The organism is Actinoplanes sp. NPDC048796 (assembly GCF_040650035.1).
In the GTDB taxonomy this organism is placed as follows: domain Bacteria; phylum Actinomycetota; class Actinomycetes; order Mycobacteriales; family Micromonosporaceae; genus Actinoplanes.
The window spans coordinates 1755468-1769198 of the sequence record NZ_JBEZGO010000001.1 but is presented as its reverse complement, the minus strand read 5'-3'; the positions used below and the strand labels follow the sequence as shown (position 1 = coordinate 1769198).

Below are 13731 nucleotides of genomic sequence, written 5' to 3'. Positions count from 1 at the left end.
CCCCTAGCCGACGAACCGCAGGTCGGAGAACCAACCGGCCGACAGCGCCATGACGTAGAAGTCGGTGAGCGCGAGCGTGCCGAGGGTGATCCAGGCCAGTTGCATGTGGCGCGTGTTCAGCTTGGACACGAAGGTCCAGAACCGGTAGCGCACCGGGTGTTTCGAGAAGTGCTTGAGGCGGCCGCCGGCGATGTGGCGGCAGGAGTGGCAGGACAGCGTGTACGCCCAGAGCATCACCACGTTGCCGACCAGGATCACGTTGCCCAGCCCGAAGCCGAACCCGCCGCCCGGACTGCGGAAGGCGATGATCGCGTCCCAGGTGTTGATCACCGAGATGATGGCGGCGGCGTAGAACGCGTACCGATGGGCGTTCTGGAAGATCAGCGGGAACCGGGTCTCACCCGAGTACTTGCTGTGACCGTCGGGCACGGCGCAGGCCGGCGGCGAGAGCCAGAAGGCGCGGTAGTACGCCTTGCGGTAGTAGTAGCAGGTCAGCCGGAACAGCAGCAGGAACGGCAGCGTGAAGGCGGCCTCGGGGATCAGCCAGAAACTCGGCAGCGGGGTGCCGAACAGCGCCGCCTCGGGAACGCACCGATCGGTGACGCAGGGCGAGTAGAACGGCGTCAGATAGTGGTACGCCTCGACGAAATACCACTTGTGCATGAAGACGCGGACCGTCGCGTACGTGACCCAGGCCGCGAGGCCAACGAAGGTGATCAGCGGTGGAAGCCACCACCGGTCGGTGCGCAACGTCTTCGCCATGATGGCCGCGCGCGATCGGCCCGCGCCCGGCCTCGTTGCCGTCGTCGTCATTCGATCTCCTGATCGTGCCTCTGTCCTTGGGACCCGGCTGTGAACGAGCGGGGAGCCTCGACAGCCGCCGTGATGTGGAGCACACGTTACGCCGAGGGTCAGACAGTTTCGCGCTCAGGGATGCGGTCTGGATCACAAAATTCGACCCCCATCACATCGACAAGATCAAAAGCGTTAATGGATCTTGCGTCGTACGTGCTGAGGTAGACAAATAGGACGAATCACAGGTCCGGCGCGGCGAGGCGGCGGATCGACCCCGCGCAGGCGGCCGGCGAGGCGTCGACGAGATCGTCGGAGACCGGTTCCCCGTCGGAGTTGCGTGGCACGACGTAGAAGGCCGGGGTGTTCGTCCTGGCCTGCCGGTCGAGAGCGTCGGCGAAGACAGCGCGGGCGTCGATCAGCTGCCGCCAGTCGTCCTGGCTCTCGGCCGACGGCCCGTCCGCCACGAAGATCCGTACGGCCCCGTTCTCGTTGCGGATGGCGGTGGCCCGGGCGACCGGGCTGGTGGCCGAACCCGGCGGAACGAGCTTGTTGAGCCGCCGTTCCAGGTCGAGGCACCGGTCGTCCCGCGCCTGCCGCACGTCACGGGCATCAGAGGCCTGATCCCGTACGCCGTCGACCGCGTCGACCACCGCAAGCGCCCCCACACAGAGCGCGATGACGATGATGGCCGCCCCCACCGAGATGGCGGCCACGAACCATTGCCGCCGCCGGCGAGCCCGCGCCCCGCCACCCGCCGGCCCCAGCCCGAACATCCGCCGCCCCCGAACGCTCGTGGGCGCGGCCCTGCCCGGCGAGAACCCCGTCGACGGCACACCACCCGAAGATCCGCCGGCCGCCGCCCCTCCCGCAGGCGCGGCTCCGCCGGTCGCTCCTGCGCCATCCCCTCCGCCGGTTGCGCCTGCGGCATCCCCTCCGCCCGGCGTGGCCCCTTCCGCTCCAGACCCGGCCGAAAAAGAACGAGCCCCGGCCGACGATGAGTCAGGCCCGGCCGGAGATGAGCCGGCTCTGGCCGAGGAAGAGGAGTCGGGAGGCCCGGAGACCGGGGCCGAAGAGGACGGGAACCCGGACGTGGATGTGGGAGAAGGCGGAGTCGGTGACACGGCGGGAAACCCGCGGGCGGGCGTGGGAAAGTCGCCCGGCGCCGCTCCGCCCGGCGTGCCTCCGTCGGCCGGCCGGCGGCCGGGATCCGGGTCGCGCGGCGTTTCGCTCACCGGCTCAGTGAAACACGCCGGTCAATGCTCCGACCCCGCCCAGCGCCCGCCCGGCCCAGCGCCGACCCGCCCCCAGCGCCCGCCCGGCCGAGGGAGGAGGCCGGGTGGGCGGGGCGGGGGAGGAGGCCGGGTGGGCGGGGCGGGGGTGGGGGTCAGCCGGAGGCGTTGCCGGTGAGGTTCCAGCTGGCCAGGTGGAGGGCGGGGGCCGCGTAGCGGGTGCCGGACCAGCGGTCGGGCAGCAGCAGTGACTCGCTGCCGATGCCTCGGACCGCGCCGGGGGACAGGGCCTGCGGGTAGGACTGGGTGAAGCGCATGTTGCTCACCGGGGCCACCACCTCGCCGTTCTCGATCAGCCAGACGCCGTTGCGGGTCAGGCCGGTGATGATCAGGGCTTTCTGGTCGAGGACCCGCGTGTACCAGAAGTCGGTGATCAGCAGGCCGCGCTCCATGCGGGACACCAGCGGGCGGGCCGATTCCGCGATCGGGCTGTCGGGACCCGCCGGGGGCATCTCCGGCTCGGTCGCGGGTGGGGCCGCCTCGAGTCGCATGTGGGTGGCCATCGGGCCCCACGAGCGGGAGGTCGGCGACGCGTGGCCGGTGGAGGTCGTGCCCGCGTCGGCGGCCGAGGCGCGGTCGTGTGTCACGGCCTTCGTCACGCCGTCGCGTACCAGCACCAGCGACTCGCGGGGCGTGCCCTCGACGTCGAACGGCAGGCCCGGGGCCGGCTCCGAGCGGCTGCCCAGCGGCTCGTCCACGATGGTCACGGCCGGGTCGAACTGGTCGGCCCCGAGCTCGGCGAACGATTGTTTCTGGGCGAACGCCCGGCCGTTGAAGCCGAAGAGCGCGAAGTTGTCGAGCAGGTCGGCCACCGCCTCGGGCTCGAGCACCACCTCGTACCGGCCCGGCGGCAGTTCGACCGGGTTCCGCGCCGCCCTCGCCTTGGCCGCCGCCCGCGCGCCCAGCGCCGCCCCGTCCAGGCCGGCCAGGCGTCCACCGGCCAGCCGGGCCACCCCGTCGGCGCCGTCGAGGCGGGCGATGCCGTCCATCGCCGCCTCGGCCGTGCGGCCCTCGACCGCCTGCCCGGCGCTGTTGGCGAAGGCGGCCGACGTGTACGTCGTACGGCAATAACCGGCTGTTTCGAGCCCGCCCGCCGCCCGGACGAAATCGCGCACCCGCTCGGCCCGCTCGGCCGGCGTGGCCCGGGCGGTCGCCTCGTCGAAGCCGAAGTCGAGACCCGACCGCGGGCCCGAGCCGTGATGGCCGGCCGAGCCGTGCAGCGGCGACGGCGGGGTGAGGCCCGGCCACGTCGTGTCGGGCGGGCTCAGCCGGGCCGCCGTCACCGTGCGCTCGACCAGCCCGCGCAGGCCGGCCGGCTCGAGCACCGTGGTCGAGCTGCTCGCCGAACGGCCGTCCAGGTGGAGGCGGAGCCGGATGGTGGTGGTCGCCTCGGCCACGTTCTGATGGATGGCCGAGTTGGCGAACCGGGTCAGCGCCTCGGCGTCGTGGCGCACCGTCACCTCGGCCTCGGCGGCCGGGCCCGCGACCTCGCGGACCAGCTCGATGACACGGGCCGCGAGCTCGAGCTCGGCGCCCGTCCGGACGATGTCGGCGGTCATCCCCGCACCCCCACACGCACGTTGGTGAACCGGGCCGGAGCGGCCGGATGGCCGGTGTGACCCACCTGGCCGGGCTGGCCCTTGCCGCAGTTGGGCGTGCCCCAGGCGATGCTCTCGGAGGAGAGCATGTCCATCGACTGCCAGAACTTTGGGCCGATGCCGGTGTAGGTCGGGTTACGCAGCATGCGGCCGAGCTTGCCGTTCTTGATCTCGTAGCCGATCTCGCAGCCGAACTGGAAGTTGAGCCGCCGGTCGTCGATCGACCAGGACCGGTTGATGTCCATGAAGACGCCGTCGTCGGTGGCCGCGATGATCTCGTCGAGCGTGTGCGGGCCCGGCTCCAGGCCCACATTGGTCATCCGGACCATCGGCAGCCGGGCCCAGCCGTCGGACCGGACGCTGCCCGCGTAGTCGAGGCCGGCCACCGCGGCCGAGTCGCGCCCGGCCAGCACGCCCACCCAGATGCCGTCGCGCACCGCGTCGCGCTTGGTCGCCGGTGTGCCCTCGTCGTCGAACCCGAAGCTGCCCAGCGCGCCCGGGATGCCCGGGTCGATGGTGATGTTCATCAGCTCGGAGCCGTAGCGCAGCGAGCCCAGCTGCTTGAGGTCGAGCCAACTCGTACCGGCGAACGCCGCCTCCCAGCCGAGGATGCGGTCGAGCTCGATGGCGTGCCCCACCGACTCGTGGATCTGCAGCGCCAGCTGCTCGCCGCCGAGCACCAGGGTGGTCTCGCCGGACGGGCACAGCGGCGCGGTGAGCAGGGCGCGGGCCTCCTCGGCCATGCGCGGCGCGTGGCCCACCAGGTCGAGGCTGTCGACCAGTTCCCAGCCGCTCGTGCCGTACTGCCCCCGATGCGACGGCCAGGAGCGGCGCTGGATCTCGCCGTCACCGTAGGCGCTCGCGGTGACGCCGGCGCCGCACTCGCGGATGTGCTGGTCGATGCGGTGGCCGTCGCTGGAGACGAACCACTTCCGCGTGTCCCAGATCTGGTAGATGCCCTCGGCCAGGTCGGCGCCCGCCTGCTTGGCCGCCGCGGTCGCGTTCACCAGCAGGTCGCCCTTGGTGGACAGCCCGACGCCGAGCGGGTCGATCTCGCACCCGCTGGCCCAGCTGGCCTCGACCGGGTCGCCCGGCACCAGCTCGACCGGCGGGCCGGGGACCGTGGCGCTGGCCGTGGCGATCTGAGCCGCGCGGCGGCCGGCGGCGCGGGCCGCGGACTCGGACAGGTCGGGCACCGCGAAGAAGCCCCAGCTGGAGCCGACCAGAGCCCGGACGCCCAGGCCGGCGCTCTCGCCCGAACCGAGCTCCTCCACGTCGCCGTCGCGGGCGGTCATCGACTCGGTGCGCCGCAGCATGACGCGACAGTCGGCGTAACGGGCGCCGGCGTCCAGAGCGGCTTGCACCGCCGTGGCCGCCTCATCGAAGTGGCTCATGAACCGACCCTAGGGGACGGGTACGACAAACTTCAGCGCAGGAACGCCAGCTCCTCTTCGAGCGTGGCCGACTCCACAGCCGCGAAACCCGGCAGGGTGGCCCCCACGACCAGCAGAGAGTCGGTGGGCTCGGCGCCGCGCAGGCTGTGGTGGGCGTAGACGTCGGCCGAGTCGTGCCGGTCGCCCAGGTAGCGCTCGGCGAAGGGGGCCGGCAGGTCGTGCCAGTCGAGCACCGGCGAACGGGCCACGCCGCGATGGAAGATGTCGGGCCGGCGCAGCACAGCCATCGCCGCCAGCCACCCGCCGAGTCCGGCGCCGCGCACGGCCACGGTCGACAGGTCGAGGTCGGGATGCTTGCCGACCAGCGCGAACAAGGCGTCCACCTGATCGGCCAGCGAGACGTCGACGAGCCGGCGGTGCACGACCTTCTCGAAACTGGGCGCCACACCCGGCGTACCCCGGCCGTCGATCGTGACGACGGCGAAGCCGGCGTCGGCCCACCACTGCTTCTCGGGCCAGGTCAGCGGGTCGTGCACCACCTGCTGCCGTCCGGGGCCGTCGCCGAGCGTGACCAGCACCGGCAGGCGGGTGCCGCTGACGAAGGCCGCCGGGTACCGCACCGCGGCCGGCAGCCGCCGGTCGGTCACCCGCTCGAGAATCGGCGGGTTCGCGGCGGGCGGCGTCGCGGCCAGCGTGCGCAGGGTGGAGACGTGAGCCTCGCCGCGCCACACCTCGCCGTCGACGACCAGGACGTCGCCGCCGGCCTCGGCCCGATGCCAGCCGGGGGCCGAGGTGATCTTCTTGGCCTCGGCGCCACCGCCGCCCAGAGACGTACGCACGCGGAAGACGTCCTGACTCCACGGGTCGCCCTCGGTGCCCTCGACGATCAGATCGGGCGCCCCCGACGGCCCGCCCGGGCGGGGCACCGAGCCGACGACCCGCCGGACGTAGAGGCCGGGCGGCGTCAGCAGGCTGCCGTCGGCGAACAGGCAGCGCGCGTCGAAGCCGTCGTGGGCCAGCTCGCCGCCGACCAGCACCCGGCCGTCGGGCAGGTGCCGGGGCGTGCCGGTGACCGGCTCGACCCAGCGCGCGTCGGCCAGCTCGGCGTGCACCTGCGTCTCCCCGGTACGCGGATCGATCGCCAGCACCAGGCCGTGCTGCTGCAGGCGGCGCAGCACGGTGATCAGCGGGCCGCCGCTGTCGGCCCAGCGCACGTTGACCACGTACGGATAAGTCTCCCGGTCCCAATGCACGTCGACCCAGCCGTAGTCCAGGTCGAGCAGGTGCAGGCTGGTCGAGGCGGCCGTGCGCGCGGCGAGGATCTGGTTGCCGTCCGGCGCCCACCACCAGCCACGCCGCCGGCCGAACCGGCGGGCCGCGTCGTCGGGTACGCCCCAGGAGATGGATCCGCCGTGCTCACGCCAGGCGCTGTCCGGCTCGCCGGCCAGCAGCCGATCGCCCTCGGGACCGGCCACCCGCAGCGAGGCCGCCCCGTCCCGCCAGGTCACGTAGCCGATGCGGCGACCCTCGGGATCGGGCCGGGGATCCTCGACCGGCCCCTCGGCCGGCACGGCGGTCACCTCGCCGCTGACCAGGTCGGCCCGGCAGAGCCGGCCCTCGAACGCGAAGGCCGCCGTCCGGCAGTCACGATCGACGGCGTACGAGGTCACGGGTTTCGCCGAGACCAGCGTCTCGGTGGCGGTCGCCACATTCAGGACCCAGAGATTGCCGTACGGATCCTCCGGCCCCGACGAGCGCAGGAAAGCCACCCGTGCGCCGTCCCCGCCGACCGTCACCGCGTGCGGCGCGCCGTAGCGGAAGTGACCGGTGCGCTCCGCGAGTCCGGGGTAGTCCACCTGGACAGCATCGCTGATCACAATGCCTCCGCGCGCCCCAAACCGGCAGCCCGGCATCGCGAAACCTCCGCCGCGGTCCCGCGTAGAGTTGCGCCCGTGACTGACGCCCTGCCCGCACGCCGGCTGCTGCTGGTGCACGCCCACCCCGACGACGAGGTCACCGGCACCGGCGCCACCATGGCCCACTACGTGGCGTCCGGCGCCCACGTGACGCTCGTGACCTGCACTCTCGGCGAGGAGGGTGAGATCCACGTACCCGCACTCGCGCAGCTCGAGGCCGCTCAGGCCGACCAGCTCGGCGGCTACCGCATCGTCGAGCTCGAGCGCGCCTGCGCCGCGCTGGGGGTGACCGACCACCGCTTCCTCGGCGGCGCCGGGCGCTACCGCGACTCCGGGATGATGGGCCTGCCCACCAACGACAACCCGCGCGCGTTCTGGCAGGCCGATCTCGACGAGGCGGCCGGGCTGCTCCTCGAGATCATCCGCGAGATCCGGCCGCAGGTCATGATCACGTACGACCCGAACGGCTTCTACGGTCATCCCGACCACATCCAGGCCCACCGGGTGGCCATGCGGGCGGCCGAGCTGGCCGGCGACGACGGCCCGGAGAAGATCTACTGGACCGCGATGCCGCTCAGCGTCCTGCGCGACGGCATGGAAGCGTTCCGCGAGCTCTCCGACAACCCGTTCGCCGACGTCGAGCGCGTGGAGGACCTGCCGTTCGGCCACCCCGACGACGAGATCGCCGCGCGGATCGACGGCACTGACTACTACCAGCAGAAAGTGGCGGCGATGCGCGCGCACGCCACCCAGATCCCCGACAACTCCTGGCTCTACGGCATCGCCGGCGACTTCGGCGGCGAGTTCATGGGCGTGGAGTACTACACGATCGCCAAGGGCGAGCGCGGACCCGGCGAGGGCCCCCACGGCTGGGAGAGCGACCTGTTCAGCGGCCTGGGCCTCGAGCAGTCAGCCACGGCCTCGGAGGGCTCGGCCCGATGAGCCGGGCGGACACGGGCGCCCGCGTCCCGATGGCCCGTGCCGCTTCGGACGAGGAGACCGCGGTGAGCGCATCACAGACGGACGGCGACGAGACGACGGCCGACGTCGCGTCCGGCGAGCGGCCCACCATCGAGGTCGCACCGAAACGCCAGCCGTGGGCCGGCTACGAGTCGCTGATCCGGTGGGGCGGCCTGGTCGTCGCCATCCTGGCGTCGTTCGTGAGCGGCGTGTTCGAGCTGCTGCTGACCACGCTGCGCGCGGGCGACCTGGTGTCGGTGTGGCGCGGCGACGCGATCGGCTCCGGCGGCGGCCCACTGCTCGGCCTGTCGGTGGTGCTGGCCGCGGTGCTGAACTACGGCATCGCCTGGTTCGCCGTCACGACCACGCGCCGCAAGTGGGCGCTCGGGCCGCCCTGGGCCCTGTGGACGCTGATGATGCTGCTCGCGGCCGGCGTGCGCACAAGCGAGGGCGACTACCTGCTCGGCGGCGAGAACTGGATCGCCCTGGTGATGATCCTGGTCGGCAGCCTGACGTACGCGGTGTACTCCTATCGCTTGATCTTGAAGCGCACCCTTCCCTGAACCACCCACCGCACGCGATCCTGGTCAGGCCATTTCCGCCGATCATTCGCGCGTTCTCCACAGCCCCGCGCCTTATCCACAGGCCACCAGCACGATCTTGCGACTTTTCGCCATACTGACCGACGGGGGCTCCCCCTGGGAGGGCGGGCGTTGGGCGTTGGGCGTGTGCGCGGGCATGTGACGGATGAGCGAATCGAGATCGGCTGATATCGTGGCCGGCCGATTCGCGGGGCTTCCCGCGCCCGACGGTGAGGTGAGCGCGCGTGCCATCCAGCCCGGAAACTCCGTCCGCGGTCGCGGGTTCTGCCGCTGCTGGGCCTGCGCCAGCTGCGTCCGCGCCCGCTCCCGCTGCTGTGCCCGCGCCGGCTGCTGCTGTGCCCGCGCCCGCTGCTGGGTCCGCGCTGGCTAGTGCGTCTGCGCCGGCTACTGGGTCCGCGCCGGCTGCTGCGTCCGCGCCGGCTACTGGGCCAGAGCCCGCGCCCGCTGCTGAGCCCGTGCCCGCTGCTGAGCCCGTGCCGGCTGCTGGGCCCGCGCCCGCTCCTGCGCCGGCGCCCGCTGCTGCGCCGGCGCCTGCTGACGTGCCCGTGGCGGCTCGGCCGCGGGTGAAGGCTCGTTGGCTGGTCGCGGGTGGTCTCGTCGCTGTGCTCGGCCTGGGGGCGGCCGGCGGCGGGGCCTATGTCACGGCCGGGGACATCCCGCGCGGAACCCAGGTGTTCGGGATTGATCTCGGGGCCACGTCGCGGGCTGAAGCCGAGCGCCTGATCAGCGCTGAGGCGCAGGCGCGGGCCAAGCGGCCGGCACGGGTCGCGGTCGATGGCATAGCGGTGACCCTTCAGCCGGCGGCGGTGGGGCTTGCCATCGACGTTCCGGCGACTGTCGACGCGGCGGCCGGCAGTGGGCCGTGGTTCTTCGGGACCAGGGAGATCGCGGCCGTCGTCCGGGTCGACGAGCGGAAGCTCGAGGCGGTGCTCAGGAAGCAGGTCCCGGCCGGGCGGGTCACCATGAAGCGGCCGGGCCTCTCCTTCGCCGGTGTCGCGCCCGTGGCCACGTACCCCCAAGCCGGTCTTGACCTTGACCGGCGGGTCGCGGCCGCCAGGGTGCGTGAGGCTTGGCCCCTGGGGGATCTGGCCGTGGTGCCGCTTGTCGAGCGGACCCCGGTGACCACCAAAGCGCAGGTCGATGAGCTGATCGCCGGTCTGGCCAGGCCCGCGGTGGCGGCGCCGGTGACCGTGGCCGTGGGCGCTGTGAGGTTTCAGCTGGCGCCGGCGGCGATCGCGAAGGGGCTGGTCTTCCGCTCGGATGCCGATGGGCGGCTGACGCCGGCCATCGATGCGGCGAAACTGCGGGCCGCGGCCGCCGGGGAGTTCGCCAAGGCCGAGACGCCCGCCCAGCAGGCCAAGATCTCGCTGGCCGGTGGAGCTCCGAAGGTCGTCGCGAGTACGCCGGGCAAAGCCGTCGCGCTCGGCGGCGAGCTGCTCGCCGTGCTGCCGAAGCCGGCGCCGCGCGCGACCACCGCGACCCTCGTGGACACGCCGGCCAGTGGCACCGACGCCGAGCTGGCCGGGCTCGGGATCAAGGAGCGGGTGTCGACCTTCACCACGTACTTCACCGGGGGCGCGAAGTCGCCGCGCAGCCAGAACATCATCACGATCGCCAAGGCGGTCGACGGCGCCGTGGTCAGGCCGGGCGAGACGTTCTCCCTCAACGGGCACACCGGTGAGCGCGGCTACCACAACGGGTACAAGGACGCGCCCGTGATCGTCAACGGGGTGCTCGAGCCGGGCGTCGCCGGTGGGGCCTCCCAATTCACGACGACTCTGTTCAACGCCGCCTACTACGCGGGTCTCGAGGACGTCGAGCACAAGCCGCACTCGTTCTACTTCTCGCGCTACCCGGCCGTCATCGAGTCGACGATCTTCTATCCCGCCCTCGATCTCAGGTTCAAGAACACCACGCCGTACGGGATCCTCGTCGACACCGCGACCACGGGCCGTTCCGTGACCGTCTCGATGTGGGGCACCAAGGTCTACGACAGCGTGAAGACCGTGTACGGGCCGCGGCGCAATCGGACCAGTCCACCCACCGTGCACCGCGAGGACGGGCCCCGGTGCCTAACTAGCAGCGGACTCCCAGGTTTCACCCAGGACGCATGGCGCGTCATCCGCAAAGATGGCCGGGAGATCGAGCGCAAGAAGTTCACCTGGCGCTACGATCCCGAACCACGATTCGTGTGCGGGGAGGAAGAATGAGGCAGCAGCGCTGGTTCCCGGCCGCCGCGCTGGCGGTCGGTCTGTTCGCGATAAACGTGGTGGCCCGGCTGCTCACGCGGTTCGTGTTCGACGGCGACGACGTCGCCGAGAACCGCGCCTCGATCACCATGTTCGCCCTGATCGGCCTGGTCCTCGCGGTCTACACCTTCATCGTGTCGCAGCGCCGCCGGCCCTCCGAGTGGCTTCTGCCCGACCTGGTGTTCGGCGCCGTCGGCGGCCTGCTGCTGACCATCCTGGTTGGACCGTTCATCAGCGGCGGGCAGCCGTTCTCGGGCGGCGCCGGCAACTTCTTCTCGCAGGTCTGGCTCTACGGCGGCTTCGCGATCGCGGGCACGCTCGTCGGGTACTGGGTGGCCATGATGCTGGGCAAGGACTACCGGTCGCGGTCGCTGAAGGCCTACAGCGAGACCCGCCGGGCGAAACCGCGCCGGGTCGTCCGTCGCTAGAGCGGCGCTTCGCGCGTCAGGTACGTGTGGTGGGTCGTGAAGCCGATCCGGCCGTACAACGTCACCGCGGCCGTGTTGCGCTCCTCGACCTGAAGGTAGGCGCGGGTCGCGTTGTGCTGCGTGGCCCACTGGGCCAGGCCGCGCACCACGTGCTGGGCGAGACCGCGGCGGCGAGCGGCCGGGGCCGTCTGCAGCAGCGAGACGCCCAGCCGGCGGCCCGGGTCGGTGACCGCGCCCCGGGCGACCGCCAGCAGCTCGCCGTCGCCGTCCCGGACCTGGGCGAACACGACCTCGTCGGGCCCGGTCAGGATGTGCGCCGCGGCCGCCGGCAGCGTGCCCTTGTGCTCGGCCACCATGGCGTACCAGTCGTCGCCGGGGGTGTCGGCCAACTCGACCGGTGGCAGGTCGGTGCGGGCCTCCAGGCGGGAGATCAAGGGCGTGAGCAGGGCCGTCTGTACGAGGGTGAGCGGCCGCGCCGTCCATCCGCGGGCGTCCAGGGCCGCGTTGACCGGGGCCGCGAGCGGCATCGGCGCGTTGATCAGCGGCCGCTGGCCGTGCGCGGTGTACCACTCGGTCACGGCGTCGATCGCCGCCTCGAGCGTGCGGTCGGGGTCGCCCACGGCCAGCGCGGAATTGGCCCGGCCGGTCCAGTTGCCGGCCGCGCGCAGGATCCAGCTGCCGAGCCGGGCCTGCACCGGGGCCGGCCAGGCGGCGTTCGCGGCGAGTTCCAGGTCGATGACGTCACGGGCCGGCGGGCGGCGGGCGGGCGGCACCCGCTTGGCCCGGTGCACCTCGCGCAGGGGCACCTTGACGGTGCCCTTGTCGGTGGCGATGGTGAGATCGGTGTCCGTGAGGTCGACCAGCTCGCCCAGGGCATCCGTGTAGAGCGTCCGGTCCGGGGTAACGCCTACAATTCGGCGTACCACCACCCGGTGTCCCACATCCTGCCGACGGAGCACGTGTCACCTCCTCCGGCGGAGATACTAGGCTCTGCAACTGTCGCCGGCGGTGAGCCGTGCGAGGCTTTGGAGGGAAAGACCCGTGACCTACATCATCGCTGAGCCGTGCGTCGATGTGCTCGACAAGGCATGCATCGAGGAATGCCCCGTCGACTGCATCTACGAGGGCAACCGGATGCTCTACATCCACCCCGATGAGTGCGTCGACTGCGGGGCGTGTGAGCCGGTCTGCCCGGTCGAGGCGATCTTCTACGAGGATGACGTCCCGGAGCAGTGGAAGGACTACACGAACGCGAACTACGAGTTCTTCGAGGACCTCGGCTCGCCCGGTGGCGCGGCCAAGGTCGGCAAGATCGACAAGGACTCGCCGTTCATCGTCGCCCTCCCGCCGAAGGCTTGAGCGCGCTTTCGGCGGCCCTGCCGGACTTTCCCTGGGATCTCCTGGAGCCCGCCAAGGCCAAGGCCGCCGCTCACCCCGACGGGATTGTCGACCTCTCGGTCGGCACCCCGGTCGACCCGGTTCCCGAGCTGATCCGGCGCGCCCTCGCGGAGGCGTCGGACGCTCCGGGGTACCCGTTGACCGCCGGCACCCCGGCGCTGCGGGCGGCGATCGGTGACTGGCTGGCCCGCGCGTGCCACGCGTCGGGCCCGCTGGGCGTGCTGCCCACGATCGGCTCCAAGGAGCTCGTGGCCTGGCTGCCGACCCTGCTCGGGGTCGGCCCGGGTGACGTCGTGGTGATCCCGTCGGTCTGCTATCCGACGTACGAGGTGGGGGTCCGGCTGGCCGGCGCGACGGTGATCCGGTCCGACTCGCTGACCGCGGTCGGGCCCACCCCGCGCGTCAAGCTGGTCTGGATCAACTCGCCGTCCAACCCGACCGGCAGGGTCCTGCCGGCCGAGCACCTGCGCAAGGTCGTCGACTGGGCGCGCGAGCGCGGCGCCGTGGTCGCCAGCGACGAGTGCTACCTGTCCCTGGGCTGGGAGACGCAGCCGGTCTCGGTGCTCGACGACGCGGTGACCGGCGGCGACTACACCGGCGTGATCGCCGTGCACTCGCTCTCCAAGCGGTCCAACCTGGCGGGATACCGGGCCGGGTTCGTCGGCGGCGACCCCGCCCTGATCGGCGAGCTCCTCGCGGTCCGTAAACACGCCGGCATGATCGTTCCGGCGCCCGTGCAGGCGGCCATGATCGCGGCCCTGGGCGACGAGACGCACGTGGCGGCCCAGCGCGACCTCTACGGCGCGCGCCGCGACACCCTGCGTACGGCGCTGGCGAAAGCCGGTTTCGAGATCAGCCACTCCGAGGCGGGCCTCTACCTGTGGTCGACTCGGGGCGAGGACAGCTGGCAGACCGTCGACTGGCTCGCCGAGCGGGGCATCCTGGCCGCTCCGGGCGCTTTCTATGGGCCGGCGGCGGACAAGTACGTCCGGATCGCGCTGACCGCCACCGACGAGCGGGTCGCGGCGGCCGTCGCCCGTCTCACCTGATCACCGCTCGCCGTCGCTGATCGTGATAACCGGATCACTCCCCTGATCCGTAC

The 13731-nt window shown here is 72.2% G+C and carries 12 protein-coding genes; 6 read left to right on the top strand and 6 right to left on the bottom strand.

Annotation, left to right across the window (positions count from 1 at the left end):
• Positions 1 to 3: 3 nt before the first annotated feature.
• The 5 genes from AB0C26_RS07980 to AB0C26_RS07960 form a co-directional block, all read right to left on the bottom strand.
• Positions 4 to 813, bottom strand: coding sequence for a hypothetical protein (locus AB0C26_RS07980; RefSeq protein ID WP_360243238.1), 810 nt, complete (start codon positions 811 to 813; stop codon positions 4 to 6).
• Between the two features lie 221 nt (positions 814 to 1034).
• On the bottom strand, positions 1035 to 1568 hold the full coding sequence (locus tag AB0C26_RS07975) for a hypothetical protein (RefSeq protein WP_360243235.1): 534 nt from the start codon (positions 1566 to 1568) through the stop codon (positions 1035 to 1037).
• Positions 1569 to 2179: 611 nt separating this feature from the next.
• Positions 2180 to 3643, bottom strand: coding sequence for a metallopeptidase TldD-related protein (locus tag AB0C26_RS07970; RefSeq protein ID WP_360243232.1), 1464 nt, complete (start codon positions 3641 to 3643; stop codon positions 2180 to 2182).
• Positions 3640 to 5076, bottom strand: a complete 1437-nt coding sequence (locus AB0C26_RS07965; RefSeq protein WP_360243229.1) for a TldD/PmbA family protein — start codon at positions 5074 to 5076, stop codon at positions 3640 to 3642. Before AB0C26_RS07965 ends, AB0C26_RS07970 begins: the two co-directional genes overlap by 4 nt.
• A 32-nt stretch (positions 5077 to 5108) precedes the next feature.
• On the bottom strand, positions 5109 to 6932 hold the full coding sequence (locus tag AB0C26_RS07960; protein ID WP_360243226.1) for a prolyl oligopeptidase family serine peptidase: 1824 nt from the start codon (positions 6930 to 6932) through the stop codon (positions 5109 to 5111).
• A gap of 96 nt (positions 6933 to 7028) precedes the next feature.
• Here AB0C26_RS07960 and mshB point away from each other — a divergent pair, with 96 nt between their 5' ends.
• The 4 genes from mshB to AB0C26_RS07940 all read left to right on the top strand — a co-directional run bounded on the left by mshB (position 7029) and on the right by AB0C26_RS07940 (position 11231).
• On the top strand, positions 7029 to 7934 hold the full coding sequence (gene mshB, locus AB0C26_RS07955) for an N-acetyl-1-D-myo-inositol-2-amino-2-deoxy-alpha-D-glucopyranoside deacetylase (RefSeq protein WP_360243223.1): 906 nt from the start codon (positions 7029 to 7031) through the stop codon (positions 7932 to 7934).
• Between the two features lie 62 nt (positions 7935 to 7996).
• Complete coding sequence (locus AB0C26_RS07950; protein WP_360243220.1) at positions 7997 to 8515, top strand: hypothetical protein; 519 nt, start codon at positions 7997 to 7999, stop codon at positions 8513 to 8515.
• Positions 8516 to 9117: 602 nt separating this feature from the next.
• Positions 9118 to 10764 (top strand): VanW family protein, encoded by a 1647-nt coding sequence (locus AB0C26_RS07945; RefSeq protein ID WP_360243217.1) that lies wholly within the window; start codon positions 9118 to 9120, stop codon positions 10762 to 10764.
• Positions 10761 to 11231: a hypothetical protein gene (locus AB0C26_RS07940; protein ID WP_360243214.1), complete on the top strand. Its 471-nt coding sequence runs from the start codon at positions 10761 to 10763 to the stop codon at positions 11229 to 11231. Before AB0C26_RS07945 ends, AB0C26_RS07940 begins: the two co-directional genes overlap by 4 nt.
• Here AB0C26_RS07940 and AB0C26_RS07935 read toward each other — a convergent pair.
• On the bottom strand, positions 11228 to 12190 hold the full coding sequence (locus AB0C26_RS07935) for a GNAT family N-acetyltransferase (RefSeq protein ID WP_360243212.1): 963 nt from the start codon (positions 12188 to 12190) through the stop codon (positions 11228 to 11230). The genes AB0C26_RS07940 and AB0C26_RS07935 overlap by 4 nt on opposite strands.
• A gap of 82 nt (positions 12191 to 12272) precedes the next feature.
• Here AB0C26_RS07935 and fdxA point away from each other — a divergent pair, with 82 nt between their 5' ends.
• Positions 12273 to 12590 (top strand): ferredoxin, encoded by a 318-nt coding sequence (fdxA, locus tag AB0C26_RS07930; protein ID WP_218854020.1) that lies wholly within the window; start codon positions 12273 to 12275, stop codon positions 12588 to 12590.
• Positions 12587 to 13678: a succinyldiaminopimelate transaminase gene (gene dapC / locus AB0C26_RS07925; protein ID WP_360243208.1), complete on the top strand. Its 1092-nt coding sequence runs from the start codon at positions 12587 to 12589 to the stop codon at positions 13676 to 13678. Before fdxA ends, dapC begins: the two co-directional genes overlap by 4 nt.
• The last annotated feature ends 53 nt before the right edge of the window (positions 13679 to 13731 follow it).